This is a genomic window from Haemophilus parainfluenzae (assembly GCF_014931415.1).
In the GTDB taxonomy this organism is placed as follows: Bacteria; Pseudomonadota; Gammaproteobacteria; order Enterobacterales; family Pasteurellaceae; genus Haemophilus_D; species Haemophilus_D parainfluenzae_AF.
On sequence record NZ_CP063121.1, the window covers coordinates 843,034 to 861,033 of the forward strand.

Consider the following 18,000-nt stretch of genomic DNA (forward strand, 5'->3'; position numbering starts at 1 on the left):
ACGCATTTTTTATTTATTGTTCAACTTCCACATCACGCTGATTTAATGGTTGCGTTGGACGGTTGTTTTTCCCTTCCATTTCTTCTATCGCGGCAATTTGTGCTTTGCTTGCTTGAATTGGTGATTTAAAAATGGTCCAAGCCACGTTTTCACTACAAGGTGGAGTTGTGAGTGATCCATTTAAGCGGAAGCGTGCCATCTCTTTTGGCATTAGCGCTTTAATATCAATCTGTTGAGCCAATTTTTCTTTTTGTCCAACGGTGAGTTTTTTCTCAACTACCGGTGCTAATGCTGGATTCGCTTCGCCTTCATTGACCATTACGGCAACAACTGCCAAAGCTTTATCTTCACTTTGATGGACAAAATGAATTTCTAAAGGATAATGTTGGCGTTTAAAAGTATGTTCACTTGGTGTGTGAAAGTGAAATTGTTTTAAATAAAATGGTTTGTTGTTGAGCGTAATAAATGGTGCATTTTCTTGTGCAACGCTAACTTGCACGGTATGTCCATTGTTTTCTACTTGATACTCCGCAGGGAAGTAATTCATCTTAAGTGGTTTATTTGCCACTTTCATGCCGTTATCTGCTTCAAGATTAACAGGCGACTGAACTTTCCCTAGCTTACAGGTTTGATATTCGGTGAGCAAATCACCCCAATGTTCAGGGCTTTCTTTTCCATTATAAGACCAATGCGCTTTATGCGTTTGGGCAAATGATGATGCGCTTAATGCGATAAGTAAGCTAGAAAGCAATAGACGAGTCTTCATGAGGCACCTCTCCTTTTTTGTGGTATATGCCTCATCGATTCTACTGATTCTGTATGATAGCTTTTTGATTTTGGTCAAGTTTTGTTTGTGTGTAAGCACTCATCGTACGAGTGGGGTAATGCTAAAAAAGCCGTCTATTTTGACCGCACTTTTTTAGCTCTGACAGAGTCGCTCTCTCAGATCTTCTGCAGTTTTGCTGGTTTTAATTCGTTCAAAAACGATATCTGCTTCAGGATATTCTTTATTAAGATAGCGTAGCCATTGTTTGATCCGGGCAACATGATAAAAACCGGAATCATGGAAATTTTCCATTTCCGCATATTTTTGCAAGATTTTTTGAATATCCACCCAAGGCATTTTTTCGCAATTTTGTTTGAGTACAAGGCTTAAGTTTGGGATATTTAATGCACCACGCCCGACCATTAGATCTTCGCAACCTGTCGCTTTCAAACATGCTTGACCATCTTCCCAACGCCAAATTTCACCATTAGCAATCACTGGGATCGTCAAGCGAGATCTCACTTCACCGATTTTTTCCCAATTGATGCGATCGGCACGATAGCCATCGGCTTTAGTTCGACCGTGAATAGTGATTTCAGTGGCGCCACCTTGTTGTACGGCATCAGCAATTTCAAACGCTTGTGAAGTACAATCCCAACCTAATCTTACTTTCACACTGACAGGTAAATGACTAGGTACGGTTTGTCGCAAGGCTAGAGTCGCTTGATAAATTAATTCAGGTTGTTTGAGAAGTGCTGCTCCTCCGTTGCTCCCATTAACGGTTTTGGATGGACAGCCACAATTTAAATCAATACCATGTGAGCCAAGCTCAATGGCGCGATTAGCATTTTCAGCAAGACAGTTTGGATGTTGACCTAAAAGTTGGACACGAACAGGTGTTTTAGAAGGGGTAAAGCCCTGATTTTTGAGTTCAGGGCAAAGACGATAAAAGACTTTTTCGGGTAAGAGTTGATCCACCACGCGAACAAATTCGGTGATGCAAAGATCGTATTCATTCACTTCGGTTAAAAGCTGACGAACGAAAGGATCAAGCACTCCTTGCATAGGGGCGAGGATTACGCGCACTATTTCCAGCCTTTTGCTTTACAAATTAAATCGTAAGCAGCTTGGATTTGTTGCGCTTTTTCTTTAGCCATTTCCATCATTTCTGGCGGTAAGCCTTTTGCGACTAATTTATCTGGGTGATGTTCATTCATTAAACGACGATATGCACGTTTTACCGCATTGCGATCATCACTTTCACTCACGCCCAATACTTTATAAGCATCGCCTAATGTAGGGCCTGAAGATTGTTGGTATCCGCCTTGTTGTTGGTATTGGTAGCCACCTTGCTGTTGATAACCACCTTGTTGATATTGGCGATAGAATCCACCTTGGGTAAATTGGCGAGCCGCAATTTCCATTGCGAGCATTTGCTCAAACTGCATACGGGAAAGACCAAGCTCTTCGGCCACCACATAAAGCACTTCTTTTTCTGAGTCATGTAATTGAGAATCAGCAAATGCGGCTTGCACTTGTACGTGCAAGAACATTCTCAGCAAGTCAGCACGTTGTCCACATCCAATACGGAATTCGCGAATCACCTGACGTAGTGGAAAATCTGTTGCTTTACCTCGACTAAATGCCTCTTGAGCAAGTTTGCGATGACTCTCATCTAATTGCATCTGATTCATCAACTGATTTGCCAGTTGAATATCTTCTTCTGTCACTCGACCTTTGGATTTACTTAAATGTCCAAGTACCGCAAAAGTAGTTTGCATAAAGAGCGCTTGTCGGGTCGTTTTTTTCTTAAAAAAGCTAGAGTTAACCGAACCAAGCTCATAGAGTTTTTTATCTGCGATAGAGCCTAAAATAAGTCCAGCGATGGCGCCTAAAAAGCCACCCCATTTAAAACCGAGAAAAACGCCGATAATCTTTCCAAAAAAATACATTCTCTTCCCCTAAAGTGCGGTCAAAAGGTCTTTTGACAATAATGGGCAGACGCAAATGTCTGCCCCTACATTAATATGGCTTTATTCTTATTTTTCAAGTGATGAATTACACACCATAACTTTCACGATAAGCCCGCATCGCAGGTAAATATTGCTGATAATCGGGTTCTTTTTCAATGAATTGCATTAAATCATTCAAATCAATAATGGAAAGCACTTGGCACTGGTAGTCTCGTTCTACTTCTTGGATGGCAGAAAGTTCCCCTTTGCCTTTTTCCTGACGATTTAATGCAATAAAGACAGCGGCTAATTTCGCGTTATTGGTTTCAAGAAGCGCCATAGATTCACGAATGGCTGTGCCAGCTGTAATGACATCATCGACTAACAACACATTGCCGGTTAATGGGCTACCGATCAAATTACCGCCTTCACCGTGATCTTTGGCTTCTTTGCGGTTAAAGCAAACAGGTGTGTCACGGTTAAATTGATTGAATAGTGCAATGGAAACGCTCGTCGCAATTGGAATACCTTTGTAGGCAGGACCAAAAATGACATCAAAATCGACCGCACTTGATTGAATTGCCTTCGCATAGAATTCACCTAAACGAGCAAGATCTGCACCTGTGCTAAATAATCCTGCGTTAAAAAAATAAGGGCTTTTTCGACCTGATTTTAGTGCAAATTCACCAAATCTAAGCACGTTACGGCTCAAGGCGAATTTAATAAATTCGATTTTATAGCTTTCCATTTTTTGTTCCTATAAACCTAATGCTTCACGTTGTGCAGCGAAGATTTGTTCGCAGCCTTGTTTTGCTAAGCCTAATAAGGTGAGTAATTCTTCGTGGCTGAATGGTTCGCCTTCTGCGGTACCTTGTACTTCGATCATTCGACCATCTTCCATCATCACAACGTTCATATCTGTTTCGGCGGCTGAATCTTCTACATATTCCAAATCACATACAGTCTCACCCTCAACAATTCCAACCGAAATTGCAGCAACGAGACCTTTGATTGGATTGGCTTTTAATGTGCCGTTAGCGATTAAACCATTGATAGCATCACATAAAGCTACTGCTGCACCGGTGATAGAAGCTGTTCTTGTACCGCCATCCGCTTGAATCACATCGCAGTCTAAGGTAATAGAACGTTCGCCAAGAGCCTCTAAGTCAACCATTGCACGTAATGAACGTGCGATTAAACGTTGAATTTCCATGGTGCGTCCACCTTGTTTGCCTTTTGCCGCTTCACGTTGCATACGGCTGTGTGTAGAGCGAGGTAACATGCCATATTCTGCTGTCACCCAACCTTGATTCTGTCCTTTTAAGAAACGCGGTACGCTTTCATCGACACTCGCCGTACATAAAACTTTAGTATCACCAAATTCCACTAATACTGAGCCTTCAGCATGTTTCGTGTAATTACGGGTGATTTTAATTGGACGAGGCTGATGATTTTCACGATTATTTGGACGCATTCTGAATTCCTTTATTTTTATTGATAAAAAAAGCGTGCTTATTTTAGCACGCTTTTTAGTGTTTTATGGATTTGCTTGTTCAAACTCACGAATTTTATTAAACACATCTTGTAAATCTGTACCATAGTTAATTTTTTGCAATTCAGGCACAGAGTTAGATTTTACTAACATTCTGAGTGGTTGGAATTGCATATTGCACAAGTAGATTTGTTGATGTGGCAACATATGCTGTACAAAGTGGATGAGTGCATGAATGCCCCCTGTATCCAGAACAGTCACGGCATCGCATTGTAATACGATATGTTTGATCTCGTGATCGGTATGTACGGTTTTATCGTGCAAATCTGCAAAGAGTTTATCTGCAGCTGCAAAGAACAATGGACCGCTGATACGATAAGCTAACACATCATCTAAATCTTCTGGCACAGGTTGTTCAATCGTTTTTGTCATTTCTGCAATGGTGCGGATAAATAAGAGACTCGCTAATAATACGCCGACAGAGATGGCGATCACCATATCAAATAACACAGTGAGAATTAAGCAAGTGAACAACACAGCAATTTCATTTTTTGTTGAGCGACGCGCCAAACGAATGATTTCAGGTACATTCGCCATATGCCAAGCTACCATTAATAGCAATGCAGCCATAGAAGAGAGTGGCAAATAAGACAGGGCATTCGCAAAGAATAATAGCGAGAATAAAACTAAGAGTGCATGAATTACACTGGCTATTGGTGATACTGCTCCAGATTTAACGTTGGCTGCAGAACGTGCAATTGCTGCAGTTGCCGTAATGCCGCCTAAGAATGGTGAAATAATATTACCTAAACCTTGGGCGAGTAATTCATTATTGGAATGATGTTTGGTATCCGTCATATTATCTAAGATGACCGCACAAAGTAGCGATTCAATCGCCCCTAATACAGCCATTGAAAAGGCAGCAGGTAAGATATCTTGTATGCGATCAAAATTCCAATTGATGACTTCACCTTGGGCATTAGGAATATTCCAAGGTAAGGCAAATTCAGGCAAGACATTAGGGATACCATGTCCTGTTGTGCCATCAGATAAGGTGTATTGGAATGCCGTACCAATAGTTTCAACGGAGAAACCAAATTGCCCTAAGACTAATGCTATGAGTGTCCCAATAATGACCGCAGGTAAATGACCTGGCACGGGTAAACGAAGCTTATGCCATTGGGTGAGTACAAACAAGGTGACCACACCAACAGCGCTGTCTGCCCAGTTAATCGTCGGAAGTGCGGTCAAAATAGCTTGCACTTTTTCAATATAGTGAGGTGGCATCTGAGCAATGTCTAAACCTAAGAAATCTTTGATTTGCAGAGTACCGATGGTGATCCCAATTCCGCAGGTAAAGCCAAGTGTAACGGGGAGAGGAATGTACTCAATTAATCGCCCTAATCGAGACAACGCCATGATGACCAAAATAATCCCCGAGAGCAGTGTCGCCATAAGTAACCCGCTGAGCCCAAATTGTTGGGTAACGGGATATAAAATCACAACAAATGCCGCAGTTGGCCCAGAAATATTAAAACGTGATCCACCGGTTAATGCAATCACAATACCAGCCACGATAGCCGTATAAAGACCATGTTGTGGAGGAACACCGCTGGCAATGGCTAAAGCCATGGAGAGCGGAATCGCAATAACTCCTACAGTCAGACCCGCGATAATATCTTTAATCAATTTTTGTTTTCCGTAACCTTCACGGAAGGATTCTTTCAATGCGCTAAATGGTTTTACAGCCAGAAACACATTTTTAGAAAAGAGTAATTTGATTTGCATAAAAATACGACGATAGAAAAGAGATAAGTTTATATTTTAGCTAAAAGGAAAAGGATTTTTCATGTTCTAGCTCAAAAAACTTGACTAATCTTGGATAAATCTTTATATTTCACGCACTTCAAAACGGTGAGATGTCCGAGTGGTTGAAGGAGCACGCCTGGAAAGCGTGTATGTGCGAAAGTGCATCGGGGGTTCGAATCCCCCTCTCACCGCCATTCAAATTACAATCCTTTATAAATATCCGAGCATTTTTTAAATCATAGATTCTTGATATTTTATGGATATAAAAAAGCACGCATTAAGCGTGCTTTTGTTATTTATACGAGTGTTTAGTTAGCGCCAACGTATCCCAACACCTGCACCCGCACCAAAATCACCACGGCTACTTGCAGTACCGCCTACTTTAAATAGCAGTTTGCCATTATCAGAAGCTCGAGAATAACCGACTGCTAGCGCACTTTCATTACGGAAAGTTCCTGCACCCACACCAAGCACGCTTTCCCCAGAAGTAATTGCTTGGGGGACTTGTGTTAATGCAATAGCGCTGGAAATGCCTGCACGTAATTTTTTCACGTTGTGTTTCAAATCTGAGCGCAATGATTCAGTAGAACGTGTCATTTCAGAGCGTAAATCAGAAATCTCTTTTGTATTTGTCATCACTTGATTTGATAAGTGATCTAAACGTGAAGCGTTATTCGCAATATTTTGCACGTTATTGTTTACTTTATCAGCAAGTGCTTTGGTATTTTGAGTATTACTTGATGAATTATGGCTGATTCTATTTTTTAGATCATCGATATCAGTTCTGTTCGTTTGAATATTGTTCGTATTATTTTTTACTTGGTTATCTAGGTTATTTAGATTTTTTTGGGTATCCGTAACTCGCTCTTCTACACCCGTGATACGATTATCTAAATCTTTACGATTCTCTGTAATTCGTTCATCTAAATTTTTACGATTCTCCGTAATACGATTATCTAGATCTTTGCGATTTTCAGTAATTCTTTCATCCAGTGCTCGGCGATCTTCAGTAATGCGACCATCTAAACGACCCACTTCATCATTGATGCGATTATTTAGATTTTTATCTGTTTGGTTTAAACGTTCATCAACGCCAGTAATACGATTATTTAAATCTTTCTGAGCGTTGGTAATGCGCTCATCAAGACGACCCACTTCAGTTGTTACACGATTATCAATTTCAGTTTGAGTATTCGTAATTCGTTCATCTAATGCTCGGCGATTTTCTGTGATATCTTTATCTAAACGCCCCACTTCGTCATTAATGCGGTTGTTGAGATTTTTATCTGTTTCATTAATACGATCGTTTAAATTTTTGTCCGTTTGATTTAGTCGAACATCGACACCCGTGATGCGATCGTCAAGTTCTTTACGCTCATTTGTAATTCGATTATCAAGAACTGAACGAGTTTCAGTAATACGATCGTCGAGTCTTCCTACTTGAGCATAAACTTCAGTTTTTGTAGCGGTATCTTCTGCAAAAGCAAGAGATGCACTTCCAAATAAACATACAAATAAGAGTGTTTTTTTCATCAGGTTTAATTCCTTTAAATAAAAAATATCCGAAATATAATAAAAGTTTCATTCGGTATGAAACGAAATGAATAATACTAGTATGAAATAATTTGGTAAATATTTTAACGTAAAAATTTACAAAGATTTACATTGTAAAACAATGGCTTATAATTTTATGAGATGATTTGATTTTTTGAGAATGTATATAATGGCACGCCCTAAAGGATTCGAACCTTTGACCCACGCCTTAGAAGGGCGTTGCTCTATCCAGCTGAGCTAAGGGCGCATTTTAAGGGTTACATCTTTTGTATGGAATTTCGAGGGAAATATAAAAGAAGTGGTCGGCGAGATAGGATTTGAACCTACGACCCACTGGTCCCAAACCAGTTGCGCTACCAAGCTGCGCTACTCGCCGACGATTGAGCACAATTATAGTGAGCTTTTCTTTTCAGTCAATTAATTTTTTAGATTCCTCTTTCAATTGCTCAAAATTATTCCAGTTTTTCAACCGCACTTTTGTTGTCTTTGTAAAATAAGGCGTTGTCAGTTAAAATAGCAAACGTTTACTTAATGCTATCTTGAGGAAAAACGCATGACCGCTCAAATTATTTCAGGTACTGAACTATCAAAAAAAATTAAATCGGATGTTGCCAATAAAATTGAACATTATCGTGCTCAAGGCAAACGTGCACCAGGACTTGCGGTCATTTTGGTGGGGGCAGATCCCGCTTCTCAAGTCTATGTCGGCAGTAAACGAAAAAGTTGTGAGGAAATCGGGATGGTTTCAAAGTCCTATGATTTACCTGAAACCACTTCGGAAGCAGAACTACTGCAACTGATAGATCAATTGAATGCGGATGAAACGATTGATGGTATTCTTGTGCAACTTCCATTGCCTGAACAAATTAATAGCACATCAGTGATTGAGCGTATTAGTCCTGAAAAAGATGTAGATGGTTTCCACCCTTATAATGTGGGGCGTTTATGTCAGCGTATTCCGACCTTGCGTGCTTGCACCCCTTATGGTGTAATGAAATTATTAGAAACCACGGGCATTGATTTACATGGTAAACATGCGGTGATCGTCGGCGCATCAAATATTGTGGGGCGTCCGATGTCGCTTGAATTATTATTGGCAGGCGCTACTGTCACAGTGACGCACCGTTTCACCAAAGATTTAGAGCATCATATTCGTCAGGCAGATGTTTTAGTGGTAGCTGTGGGTAAACCTCGTTTTATTCCGGGCGATTGGATTAAAGAAGGGGCAACAGTCATTGATGTGGGGATTAACCGTATCAATGGCAAATTAGTGGGTGACGTGGAATATGATGTGGCGCTACAAAAAGCGGCTTATATTACGCCGGTACCGGGTGGAGTAGGACCAATGACAGTTGCCATGCTGATGTTTAATACACTTTATGCTTATGAGCATAACAATCAACTGGTTTAAGAAATAAAAAAGTGCGGTTAAATTTGACCGCACTTTTAGTCTTAATGTAATTTCAATCTTGGTTTTAAATAGTGGTTAAGTTTATCCACTAAAATAATCAAGCCGATCTTAATACATCCATGCAAAGCATGTTGATGCATACGATATAAAGACACATACGCAAATTGTGCAAATTTACCTTGAACAGTCAGAGGGTTTTTCCCAAATTTATTTGAGATGCTACCCAATGCGGTAAAGCTTGAAAGAGAAACCAAGGTTCCTTTATCGTTGTATTTGAATGCTTTTAATGGTTTTTGCTCAAAAAGTGCAAAGATATTTTTTGCACAAGCTTTTGCCATTTGGTGTGCCGCTTGCGCTCTTGGCGGAACTAATTTACCGTTTGGTTGCATTAATGCTGCACAGTCGCCAATGGCAAAAATACTATCATCTACCGTAGTTTGAAGGGTATCTTTTACCACTAATTGATTGATACGATTAAGCTCTAATCCATCGAATTGCTGTGTCACCGTTGAGGTGCGAACACCTGCCGCCCATACAATCAGATCAGCTTTGATTTCTTCCCCATCTTTGGTGATAAGCGTGTTAGGTTGGGCTTCTGTGATCATCGTATTTAATTTCACGTTTGCACCCATTTCTTGCAATTCATCTAATACTGCCGCAGATAAATTTTCAGGTAGAGCAGGCAATAAGCGCGGACCTGCTTCAACTAAGGTGACTTGTAAGCAAGAATTATCAATTTTACCGTAACCGTAAGAAGACAGGTCTTCAGTCGCGTGATAAAGTTCAGCAGTTAATTCCACACCAGTTGCGCCGCCGCCAACAATTGCAATATTGACTTTGTTTTCATCCACTAGTTTTTGTTTAAACTCTTCTTCACCGATATCATCTAATGCACGGTTCTCAGAGAATTTAAGGAATAATTCCAACATTCTTTGTTGAAAACGAAGCGCTTGATCAGAGCTATCTAAGAAAATACAGTTATCGGCGACGCCTTTTGTATTGAAATCATTCGATTTACTGCCGATTGCAATCACTAAGTAGTCATAAGGAATACGGCGCGCAACCACAAGCATATCGCCTTCTTGTCCATAAACAGGGGCAAGCTCAACATATTTTTGTTCACGATTAATGCGTGTGATTGAGCCTTGCTCGAAGCTAAAATGATGGTTTTTACCGTGAGCACGATAGCTCAGAGAATCCATACCATCATCCATGACACCTGTTGCAATTTCATGTAATAGAGGTTTCCACAAGTGGGTCGCATTGCGGTCAACAAGCGTTACTTTAGCTTGTTTCTTACGACCTAATTTGTCACCTAAAAATGTCGCTAATTCAATGCCGCCAGCGCCACCGCCAACGATCACGACGTTTTTCATAAAGTACTCCTAAAAGCAAAATTGTTAAAAATGTTAAACTAATGTAATGATAGCATAACAAATAAACAAGGCGAAAAAATTTAATGGAAATTGACCGCACTTTATTGATGACAGCGATCGTAAAGCGGTTGTAATTGTTGGATGGTTTGCGTGATAAATAAAACAGGATCAATTTGGCTTAGTTGATCTTTTTCAATACTTTTCCCAATACACCAAAAATCGTCCTCTGAACGCAAGAGAAGATCTTTTTCAGAAATAGTTTTCACTTGGCGAAAATCATCATATTCGCTTTCATCTTCTCGCCAAATATCAAAATCGGCAAATTGTTTGAAATCAAATTGATCAAGCCATTGATTATATTGTTGCAGATTAATTTGTGAGCGATCTGCGCGATAGCAATGCCAATCTAAACACACTCTTAACCGACGACGATTTAATAGCACCGAAAAAATGGCTGCAGAATTCTGATTAAACTCATATTTAAAATAAGCGAAGAAATGCGCGCGTACCTGCCAGCCATTGGTCCAGCTTTCAATATGTGGTTTCGCAAAAGGTGTGCCGAGTTGCTTTGCAACTTCTTGGATAATCGCTTTCCAATTATCCCAATGTAATTTGTAATTAGCTTTGATCGCAGGAATATCTTCCGGACAAAATTTCTTCATCTGGGCGAATTGGTAGAAAGGAATATTGAACAGTTCGCAAGATTCAGCATTAAGTGAGAGCATCGTGTTTCCTTAAAAATCACTGTAATTTTTGACCGCACTTTGTGTGAAGAACTTTTTGTCTTCCCAACGTAACATAGTCATTCGATTATTCCACACACAACCAGTGTCTAAGGCATAAATACCTTGTGGAGTTGGCTCATCCACTAAACTTGCCCAATGTCCAAATACAATGGGAATTTGTTTATAAAGTGGATTATCTAAATTAAACCAAGGCGTGAGTTCAGCTGGTGCATTTTTTAAAGGGGATTTACAGGCAAAATCAAAACGATGATCTAAATAACAAAAACGCATTCGAGTGAACGCATTAATAATATAACGATGACGTGCTAAGCCCTGTAAATCAGGCGACCAACGATCAGGCTGTTCAGAATACATATTTTCAATGAGATAATGAAAATCCCCATTTTGTAAAATCTGTTCCACTTCAGCTGCACAAGATTTCGCAGTTTCTAAATCCCAATCAGGCGAAATGCCTGCGTGTGCCATCAGGAAGTTTAATTCTTCATTATGCACAAGTAAGGGCTGATGGCGTAACCAATGAATCAGCTCATCAAAATCGGGCGCATTAAAAATGGCATTAACACGATCACGCGGTTTTACTTTTTTAATACCCAGTGCGGTCGCAATTAAGTGTAAATCGTGATTTCCTAGCACGGTTTGCGCGGCATTACCAAGTGATTTTACGAAACGAAGACATTCAAGTGATTTATCCCCACGCGCCACAAGATCCCCCACAAGATAAAGTTTATCTTGCGTAGGATTGAAATCTACACGCGCTAATAAAAGCTGTAATTCATCATAACAGCCTTGTAAATCACCAACGAAATAGGTTGCCATTCTTTCTACAATGCTCCAGTTGTGGTTATTAGGTTTTGGCAGTCTTTATGCTAAAAATTTACCATAAATTCTAGCATAGATTTTTTGTGAAGATACTATTCATTTCATGATCTTAAAATAGTAAGATAGCCTGCAATTTAAGGCAGATATGATGTTTTTCTATGTATTCTATTGAACATAAAAATGTAGTGATTAGTATTTCAACGGCGGATAAACGTCGAAATCACATTATCGATCAATTCGGTCAGAAACAAATTCCCTTTGAATTTTTTGATGCATTCACACCTTCTGATCGACTTGATGCTCATTTACAGCGTTATCTTCCAAATGTTGAAACCACATCAAAGCTCACGGCAGGAGAAAAGGGCTGTTTGGTGAGTCACTTTATGTTATGGAAAAAGTGTGTTGACGATAATTTAGATTATATTTCTATTTTTGAGGATGATATTCTGCTTGGAGATAATGCAGAACAATATCTTGCGAATGATGAATGGCTAAAAGAGCGGTTTGATTTTCAAGAGATTTTTGTTTTGCGTTTAGAAACATTTTTAATGCCTGTTCAACTGGAAAAACAGCAACAAATTTTACCTTTCCAAGAAAGAAACATTGATATTTTAAAATCAAAGCATTTTGGTACAGCTGGTTATATTATCTCTAATGGCGCAGCGAAATACCTCATTAATTTATTTGAAAACCTCGCGGTAGATGAAGTCAAAGCAATTGATGAGATCATGTTTAATGAACAGATTAATGTCGGCGTCTATCAAGTATATCAACTTAATCCTGCCATTTGTGTTCAAGAATTGCAGTTAAATCAAGAAAATAGCGTATTGGTAAGTGACTTGCAGCAGGAGCGTAAAAAAAATACGGCAGTGCACACCAAGAAAACATTGAAACAGCGTTTAATTCGGGTGAAGGAAAATATTATACGAGCGCTAAATAAAGAAAAATGGAAAGAACAACAGCGCCTGAAAGAAATGCAAGGTAAAGAAATTGTTCGTTTTATGTAGATAAGCTGATGAAATACTTTATATAGGCTTAATCTCTTAAGCCTATTCGTAAAAAGCGATTTACACGCAAAATCAAAGTAATGATACTTTAAGCCTTGAAAACCATCAATGAAGCTGGTTGTCATTTTAGAAAATTAAAAGATGTGATAGACAAATTTATATTTAATTTCTCTAATGAGCCTTCTTACTTTTGTTCTAAAGTCAACAACATCAAAATCAGCCTTAAAAGCAGGATAACTATTGCAGATTTCCTTAAATAGTGAATACCCTAAATTAGCTTTTAAGTGAGAACTTCGGCTAGACCAAAACTTATCTGGTCCAGGATAATGGTAAATAACTGCGGGAAATTGAATTTCTCGTTCTTTTCGATATTTTATATAGCCAGATTCAGATGGCGTGAAGTTAAATCTTGTATTTATAAGTTTAACATCGTCTTTGAAAATACCATTTAAGATATCCTGATCTTGATACTTTATAATGTCCTTATATTTATTTAACCACGTCAGACTCATCTCTAGAACATTCAGTTCTCGCCATCTTCGCATATTGATAAGAAGCACTCCAGCGTTAAAATAATGATGATTTTCTAAACCAATTTGGGCCTTGTAATCGGCTTGCTCAATTTCAATAAAGAAATCCTTACATGCGGCAAGTGAATACTGTTCGATATCAGTATTCCATAAATCATCTAATGAGCCATTTGTTAGCGTATCAACATCAATATAAAGTAACTTATCTACATCAGGGATATATTGAGTTATATTTAATCTGGCATAGGTTGCTAAAGAAATATAATTTATTGTAATGGGAAAGTTAGCAAATTCATCTTTATCCACACTTATAAACTTGATACTTTTTCCATGATTGCAAACGATATTTGCTATAATTTCTTTATTGATATTATCAATACCAAAATCCAAAATATAGAAACAAATTTCAGATTCAGAATTATTTTTTAATACACTTAATATGCTGACGGCTAAATATGGTGCATAGTTATTATCAGATGAAAACGCGATATTCATATTAGTCTTCACTTAACTCTAAAAATTTATCTCCATCTAAATCAGCTGGTGGATTATCCGCCAACCAGTTTGCTAAGCGCGCATAATCTGCGATAGCCAAATTTTCTGCACGTGCATTTAAATCAATACCAAGTGTGGTCAGATTTTCAGGTGAAAATAGTGTTGAGAGAGCATTACGCAATGTTTTACGACGTTGATTAAACGCTTGGGAGCAAACACGGTTCAGCCAATATAAATCTTTTACAGGGTGCGGTAATTCTTTATGCGGAATTAAACGCACAACGGCTGAATCTACTTTCGGTGCTGGTTTAAATGCAGAAGGTGGTACTTCAAGTACAGGCATCACTTGGCAGAAATATTGCGCCATAATGGTTAAACGACCGTAAGCTTTGCTATTTGGGCCTGCGCATAAGCGTTTTACTACTTCTTTTTGTAGCATGAAGTGCATGTCTTGAATCACATCGTGATACTTAAATAAGTGGAACATCAATGGGGTAGAAATGTTGTAAGGCAAGTTACCAAATACGCGTAATTTCTGACCTTTTTCCGCTGAATTCTCTTTTGTATAAAGCTCACCAAAATCAAATTGCATCGCATCCGTTTCAATGACGGTGAGTTTTTGATGTAAAAATGGATGATGACGTAAACGTTCGGCAAGATCTCGGTCAAGCTCGACCACCGTAAGATGATCGACAAGCTCTCCAACAGGCTCCGTTAATGCACCAAGCCCTGGGCCAATTTCTACTAAGAATTGATTCGGTTGTGGATGAATTGCCGCCACGATACCTTGAATCACAGAAGTATCATGTAAAAAGTTTTGTCCAAAGCGTTTACGGGCTGTATGGCCTAAGTGTTTTTTTGAGTTCATAAAATAGTCTAGTAAATGATAAAGTTTGTGGTTTATATCTTTAAATATCTAGCCACTCTGGTTTTATTTCTCTCGGGGAGATCTCATTAACATTATCATGGTAATGAAGAATATGGCATGCATTCTTAGAATTTGGATGCCAATGTGTAAAATTTTCTTTGTCTTGCGAGTAAAAACAAATCATAGGTTTATTTAACCCTGAAGCAATATGAATCGTTGATGTATCAACCGAAATAAGTAGGGCACAGTTTCTAATCAACTCAATTATATGGTAGATCGTTGTGTGAGGATTAGGGTAAACAAATACATTATCAAATTGATTAGCGATTCTACTTAAATGCTCATGAGTATCTGGTGTTGAGAGTAAGATCAATGGGCATTTACGATGATTTCTAATATATGCTAAGTAATCTATAACGTGAGTATCGTTAAATTTTCTATTTTTCCCCGCACCATAGAAGTTAATTGTAATGTAATTATTTAACTTGTTATCAGTAATAAATTGAAGAATTTCTTCTTTGGTTGAGCCATCTTGCGGAATGTCATAGCTATCATCACTTAGACTGATGTTTGACTGAGCTAAAGCCTCTTTGTAAATTTCTGAAAAATGGCCATCTTTATTAATATTTATATTAAAAATATTATAATCTGCTTTTCTATAGCCGATATAATTACGGGCATTGAGTATTCTCAATAGCAACAAGTCTCGGTTTCTAAGTACAAGAGTTGGATCAATGACAACATCGTATCTTTCTTTTCTAATAAACAGTGCCGTCTTGATGTAGTCGAGAATATTTCTTTTCTTTACAAGATAAATCTCATCAATGTTATGGTTTCTTTGAAACAGATAAGCGTTCTGTTTCGTGCAGATGACACCGATTTTTATCAACGGGTTAAATTTCTTTATTTCCCGAAAAACAAAAGAGCTAACGATATAATCGCCAATTTTCCCATCTTGTCGCAAAAATAAGAAACTCTTAGGATGTTCCAAACTTTGGGGATTAGCTGATCTTGATGATTTATCGAGTATCCATTTCCCTATTTTTAACCTTAGGGCTTTTAGCTTATTCATATCGATGTTCAATTTTGTCTATTTCTGAGTCACTGTTTAATCCTCTAAATACACACGGTGGTTCAATGCCATAGGCATCAACACGTGTTTTTTGGATTAATCCCGTCAGATAATCAGCAGGAAGTCTTATTGGATAAGCGTAGTTAAGTAATTTTTTAGCGCCCGATAGTGTAATTAAATAAGCGGTTGCATAGATAATACATCTTCTTGAATTTTTTGAAGGTGACTTGTAATGTGCAAGTCTATATCCTTCCACAATCCGTTTCTTAAAGAAATGTGATTTAACTTTTCCGTGATCAAAAAAGATCAGCTCATGATTTTTATTAATTTTATTGAGCGTATCCTCAACAATTTCCTTAAAGTGCTGTGAAACGATCGCATCGTCTTCAAGAATAATGGCACTTTCAATATTGTTTTCTACCATGTGCTCATAAACTTTAATATGGCTTATTGCACAGCCAATTTCGCCGAGCGTTAAGGGCTTAGGTGATAAATAGTGTTTCGGATAGAAATCATAATCAACAGATTCTAATACGGAAGCAGGCAGTTTTTTTCCATCTGTCGCATCAAAAAAAGTAAAGTCTAAGCCCAAACCAGAAAGGCGTTTAGCAATATTTTCTCTTCTTGTTGAATTTTTTAAACTAATTACAATTATTTTAGGTATAGCCATAAATAACCCTTGGGTTGAAGTCATTGGTTGACATACAAATTGACGAAAATCTAAGTAAAGTTTGCTTTAGCCTTTTTTGATAGAACAGTCCTCTTGGAAAGTGGATGTCATATAAGGCTTAGATCTTACTGGTTTCGAATGCTAAATTAAATTTCTACCAGATCTGCTTTTTGAAATATTATAATCGAATTATTGAAAAAATAATGGGGATTTCAACAAAATACCATTTTAATCTTTCGTCTAACATTAAAAACGGCTATAATTCGCCCGTTTTTCATTTATAGCCGCAAAAAGTGCGGTCAAAAAAATCATTATTTTAGAGGATAAAATGGCAAAAGAAGATTGCATTGAAATGCAAGGCACAATTTTGGAAACCTTACCAAATACCATGTTCCGCGTTGAGTTAGAAAATGGTCACGTGGTGACTGCACATATTTCTGGCAAAATGCGTAAAAACTACATTCGTATCTTAACGGGCGATAAAGTAACAGTAGAAATGACACCTTATGACTTAAGCAAAGGTCGTATCATTTTCCGTAGCCGTTAATTTAGAAATAAAAAGAAAAGCCGATATGTTGATATCGGCTTTTTTGTTTGAAAAGCGTACAAATTATTTGAAGTCTAGAAAAAAATCTGTATAATCAGCGCCCTTAGCCACGTTCATTTTTTCGTTCCTTGCCTTTGCAGATTGGTGGCTAATCTACGTCAAAGGCTGATTAACCCGTAAGGAGCAGTAATGCGTCACTACGAAATCGTGTTTATGGTTCATCCGGACCAAAGCGAGCAAGTACCAGGTATGATCGAACGTTACACAGGTTCTGTTAAAGAAGCTGGTGGTCAAGTTCATCGCCTAGAAGATTGGGGTCGTCGTCAATTAGCGTACCCAATTAACAAATTACACAAAGCACACTATGTGCTTATGAATGTAGAAGCGCCTCAACAAGTCATCGACGAGCTAGAAACGACTTTCCGTTATAACGATGCTGTATTACGCAGTCTTGTTATCCATACTAAGCACGCCGTAACCGAAGCGTCCCCAATGAAAGCGGCTAAAGAAGAACGTAAACCTTTAGCTGAAGTTGAAAACAACGATTTTGAGGATGCTGAAGAGTAATTCAAAACTTGATAATCGCTTCTCGTTAATCGGCACTGTGTGTCAATTACCCAAGCGAAGCAAAAGCCCTAACGGGATTGCGCATTGCCAGTTTTGGCTGGAACATCGTTCCGAACAAGTCGAAAGTGGTTTATCACGCCAAGCGTGGTTAAAGATGCCAGTTCAAGTCAGTGGCAATCAGTTAATAGAAAAAACTCAAAGCATTACGGTCGGCAGTAAACTTCTTGTGGTGGGGTTTATTACTTCACATAAAACCTCAAATGGTTTAACGCAGTTAGTATTACATGCCGAGCAAATCGAATTTATAGATTAGGAGACA

General features: G+C 38.4%; 19 protein-coding genes and 3 tRNA genes. 6 read left to right on the plus strand and 16 right to left on the minus strand.

Annotated elements, in window-relative coordinates:
* Nucleotides 1-13: 13 nt before the first annotated feature.
* The 6 genes from INP93_RS04160 to dauA form a co-directional block, all read right to left on the minus strand.
* Nucleotides 14-766 (minus strand): carbonic anhydrase, encoded by a 753-nt coding sequence (locus tag INP93_RS04160; RefSeq protein ID WP_197545217.1) that lies wholly within the window; start codon nt 764-766, stop codon nt 14-16.
* A gap of 153 nt (nt 767-919) precedes the next feature.
* Nucleotides 920-1,852 carry a tRNA dihydrouridine(16) synthase DusC gene (gene dusC / locus INP93_RS04165; RefSeq protein WP_065242893.1) on the minus strand — a complete coding sequence of 311 codons (933 nt, stop codon included), beginning with the start codon at nt 1,850-1,852 and terminating at the stop codon, nt 920-922.
* Entirely contained in the window at nt 1,852-2,718 is an 867-nt protein-coding gene (djlA, locus tag INP93_RS04170; protein ID WP_197545218.1) for a co-chaperone DjlA, read from the minus strand. The genes dusC and djlA overlap by 1 nt, the downstream gene beginning before the upstream one ends.
* A gap of 106 nt (nt 2,719-2,824) precedes the next feature.
* Nucleotides 2,825-3,466, minus strand: a complete 642-nt coding sequence (pyrE, locus tag INP93_RS04175; protein WP_197545219.1) for an orotate phosphoribosyltransferase — start codon at nt 3,464-3,466, stop codon at nt 2,825-2,827.
* A 9-nt stretch (nt 3,467-3,475) separates the two neighbouring features.
* Nucleotides 3,476-4,192 carry a ribonuclease PH gene (gene rph, locus INP93_RS04180; RefSeq protein ID WP_197545220.1) on the minus strand — a complete coding sequence of 239 codons (717 nt, stop codon included), beginning with the start codon at nt 4,190-4,192 and terminating at the stop codon, nt 3,476-3,478.
* A 63-nt stretch (nt 4,193-4,255) separates the two neighbouring features.
* Nucleotides 4,256-5,998 (minus strand): C4-dicarboxylic acid transporter DauA, encoded by a 1,743-nt coding sequence (gene dauA, locus INP93_RS04185; protein ID WP_197545221.1) that lies wholly within the window; start codon nt 5,996-5,998, stop codon nt 4,256-4,258.
* Between the two features lie 125 nt (nt 5,999-6,123).
* Between dauA and INP93_RS04190 the strand changes: the two genes are divergently transcribed.
* Nucleotides 6,124-6,213: transfer RNA gene (locus INP93_RS04190), tRNA-Ser, on the plus strand.
* A 118-nt stretch (nt 6,214-6,331) separates the two neighbouring features.
* Here the strand turns inward: INP93_RS04190 and INP93_RS04195 are convergent.
* The 3 genes from INP93_RS04195 to INP93_RS04205 form a co-directional block, all read right to left on the minus strand.
* Nucleotides 6,332-7,552: a YadA-like family protein gene (locus tag INP93_RS04195; RefSeq protein ID WP_197545222.1), complete on the minus strand. Its 1,221-nt coding sequence runs from the start codon at nt 7,550-7,552 to the stop codon at nt 6,332-6,334.
* A 191-nt stretch (nt 7,553-7,743) separates the two neighbouring features.
* A tRNA-Arg gene (locus tag INP93_RS04200) sits at nt 7,744-7,820 on the minus strand.
* A 52-nt stretch (nt 7,821-7,872) separates the two neighbouring features.
* Nucleotides 7,873-7,949, minus strand: a tRNA-Pro gene (locus tag INP93_RS04205).
* A 177-nt stretch (nt 7,950-8,126) separates the two neighbouring features.
* On the opposite strand from INP93_RS04205, the gene folD reads away from it, so the two are divergent.
* Nucleotides 8,127-8,984 carry a bifunctional methylenetetrahydrofolate dehydrogenase/methenyltetrahydrofolate cyclohydrolase FolD gene (gene folD, locus INP93_RS04210; RefSeq protein ID WP_197545223.1) on the plus strand — a complete coding sequence of 286 codons (858 nt, stop codon included), beginning with the start codon at nt 8,127-8,129 and terminating at the stop codon, nt 8,982-8,984.
* Between the two features lie 41 nt (nt 8,985-9,025).
* Here folD and INP93_RS04215 read toward each other — a convergent pair whose 3' ends face one another.
* The 3 genes from INP93_RS04215 to apaH all read right to left on the minus strand — a co-directional run bounded on the left by INP93_RS04215 (nt 9,026) and on the right by apaH (nt 11,922).
* The gene (locus INP93_RS04215) at nt 9,026-10,360 is read right to left on the minus strand and encodes an NAD(P)/FAD-dependent oxidoreductase (protein WP_005698634.1); all 1,335 of its coding nucleotides are present in this window, start codon (nt 10,358-10,360) and stop codon (nt 9,026-9,028) included.
* A gap of 101 nt (nt 10,361-10,461) precedes the next feature.
* A complete protein-coding gene (locus INP93_RS04220; RefSeq protein WP_197545224.1) occupies nt 10,462-11,085 on the minus strand; it encodes a glucose-6-phosphate 1-dehydrogenase family protein in 624 nt (207 codons plus the stop codon).
* Between the two features lie 9 nt (nt 11,086-11,094).
* The gene (apaH, locus tag INP93_RS04225) at nt 11,095-11,922 is read right to left on the minus strand and encodes a bis(5'-nucleosyl)-tetraphosphatase (symmetrical) ApaH (protein ID WP_197545225.1); all 828 of its coding nucleotides are present in this window, start codon (nt 11,920-11,922) and stop codon (nt 11,095-11,097) included.
* Nucleotides 11,923-12,083: 161 nt separating this feature from the next.
* Between apaH and INP93_RS04230 the strand changes: the two genes are divergently transcribed.
* Nucleotides 12,084-12,932, plus strand: a complete 849-nt coding sequence (locus INP93_RS04230) for a glycosyltransferase family 25 protein (protein WP_197545226.1) — start codon at nt 12,084-12,086, stop codon at nt 12,930-12,932.
* A 134-nt stretch (nt 12,933-13,066) separates the two neighbouring features.
* Here the strand turns inward: INP93_RS04230 and INP93_RS04235 are convergent, their stop codons facing one another.
* From INP93_RS04235 to INP93_RS04250, 4 genes are read right to left on the minus strand one after another with little or no spacing between them, the layout of a single operon-like run.
* Nucleotides 13,067-13,957, minus strand: a complete 891-nt coding sequence (locus INP93_RS04235; RefSeq protein WP_197545227.1) for a glycosyltransferase family 8 protein — start codon at nt 13,955-13,957, stop codon at nt 13,067-13,069.
* A gap of 1 nt (nt 13,958) precedes the next feature.
* The gene (rsmA, locus tag INP93_RS04240) at nt 13,959-14,825 is read right to left on the minus strand and encodes a 16S rRNA (adenine(1518)-N(6)/adenine(1519)-N(6))-dimethyltransferase RsmA (RefSeq protein ID WP_197545228.1); all 867 of its coding nucleotides are present in this window, start codon (nt 14,823-14,825) and stop codon (nt 13,959-13,961) included.
* Between the two features lie 40 nt (nt 14,826-14,865).
* Nucleotides 14,866-15,897 (minus strand): glycosyltransferase family 9 protein, encoded by a 1,032-nt coding sequence (locus INP93_RS04245; protein WP_197545229.1) that lies wholly within the window; start codon nt 15,895-15,897, stop codon nt 14,866-14,868.
* Complete coding sequence (locus tag INP93_RS04250) at nt 15,890-16,567, minus strand: glycosyltransferase family 25 protein (RefSeq protein WP_197545230.1); 678 nt, start codon at nt 16,565-16,567, stop codon at nt 15,890-15,892. Before INP93_RS04250 ends, INP93_RS04245 begins: the two co-directional genes overlap by 8 nt.
* A 328-nt stretch (nt 16,568-16,895) precedes the next feature.
* On the opposite strand from INP93_RS04250, the gene infA reads away from it, so the two are divergent.
* The 3 genes from infA (at nt 16,896) to priB (ending at nt 17,994) form a co-directional block, all read left to right on the plus strand.
* Nucleotides 16,896-17,114 (plus strand): translation initiation factor IF-1, encoded by a 219-nt coding sequence (gene infA, locus INP93_RS04255; RefSeq protein ID WP_005627617.1) that lies wholly within the window; start codon nt 16,896-16,898, stop codon nt 17,112-17,114.
* Nucleotides 17,115-17,303: 189 nt separating this feature from the next.
* Nucleotides 17,304-17,681 carry a 30S ribosomal protein S6 gene (gene rpsF / locus INP93_RS04260; protein WP_005627620.1) on the plus strand — a complete coding sequence of 126 codons (378 nt, stop codon included), beginning with the start codon at nt 17,304-17,306 and terminating at the stop codon, nt 17,679-17,681.
* Nucleotides 17,668-17,994 (plus strand): primosomal replication protein N, encoded by a 327-nt coding sequence (priB, locus tag INP93_RS04265; protein ID WP_005627623.1) that lies wholly within the window; start codon nt 17,668-17,670, stop codon nt 17,992-17,994. The genes rpsF and priB overlap by 14 nt, the downstream gene beginning before the upstream one ends.
* The last annotated feature ends 6 nt before the right edge of the window (nt 17,995-18,000 follow it).

Excerpts from the sequence above, each read along its gene's own strand:
- INP93_RS04230 (WP_197545226.1), top strand. The coding sequence starts at position 12,084 with ATGTATTCTATTGAACATAAAAATGTAGTGATTAGTATTTCAACGGCG.
- rph (WP_197545220.1), bottom strand. The coding sequence starts at position 4,192 with ATGCGTCCAAATAATCGTGAAAATCATCAGCCTCGTCCAATTAAAATC.
- rpsF (WP_005627620.1), top strand. The coding sequence starts at position 17,304 with ATGCGTCACTACGAAATCGTGTTTATGGTTCATCCGGACCAAAGCGAG.
- dauA (WP_197545221.1), bottom strand. The coding sequence starts at position 5,998 with ATGCAAATCAAATTACTCTTTTCTAAAAATGTGTTTCTGGCTGTAAAA.
- INP93_RS04250 (WP_197545230.1), bottom strand. The coding sequence starts at position 16,567 with ATGGCTATACCTAAAATAATTGTAATTAGTTTAAAAAATTCAACAAGA.
- apaH (WP_197545225.1), bottom strand. The coding sequence starts at position 11,922 with ATGGCAACCTATTTCGTTGGTGATTTACAAGGCTGTTATGATGAATTA.
- folD (WP_197545223.1), top strand. The coding sequence starts at position 8,127 with ATGACCGCTCAAATTATTTCAGGTACTGAACTATCAAAAAAAATTAAA.
- INP93_RS04220 (WP_197545224.1), bottom strand. The coding sequence starts at position 11,085 with ATGCTCTCACTTAATGCTGAATCTTGCGAACTGTTCAATATTCCTTTC.
- INP93_RS04195 (WP_197545222.1), bottom strand. The coding sequence starts at position 7,552 with ATGAAAAAAACACTCTTATTTGTATGTTTATTTGGAAGTGCATCTCTT.
- INP93_RS04215 (WP_005698634.1), bottom strand. The coding sequence starts at position 10,360 with ATGAAAAACGTCGTGATCGTTGGCGGTGGCGCTGGCGGCATTGAATTA.
- djlA (WP_197545218.1), bottom strand. The coding sequence starts at position 2,718 with ATGTATTTTTTTGGAAAGATTATCGGCGTTTTTCTCGGTTTTAAATGG.
- rsmA (WP_197545228.1), bottom strand. The coding sequence starts at position 14,825 with ATGAACTCAAAAAAACACTTAGGCCATACAGCCCGTAAACGCTTTGGA.
- infA (WP_005627617.1), top strand. The coding sequence starts at position 16,896 with ATGGCAAAAGAAGATTGCATTGAAATGCAAGGCACAATTTTGGAAACC.
- INP93_RS04160 (WP_197545217.1), bottom strand. The coding sequence starts at position 766 with ATGAAGACTCGTCTATTGCTTTCTAGCTTACTTATCGCATTAAGCGCA.
- pyrE (WP_197545219.1), bottom strand. The coding sequence starts at position 3,466 with ATGGAAAGCTATAAAATCGAATTTATTAAATTCGCCTTGAGCCGTAAC.
- INP93_RS04245 (WP_197545229.1), bottom strand. The coding sequence starts at position 15,897 with ATGAATAAGCTAAAAGCCCTAAGGTTAAAAATAGGGAAATGGATACTC.
- INP93_RS04235 (WP_197545227.1), bottom strand. The coding sequence starts at position 13,957 with ATGAATATCGCGTTTTCATCTGATAATAACTATGCACCATATTTAGCC.
- priB (WP_005627623.1), top strand. The coding sequence starts at position 17,668 with ATGCTGAAGAGTAATTCAAAACTTGATAATCGCTTCTCGTTAATCGGC.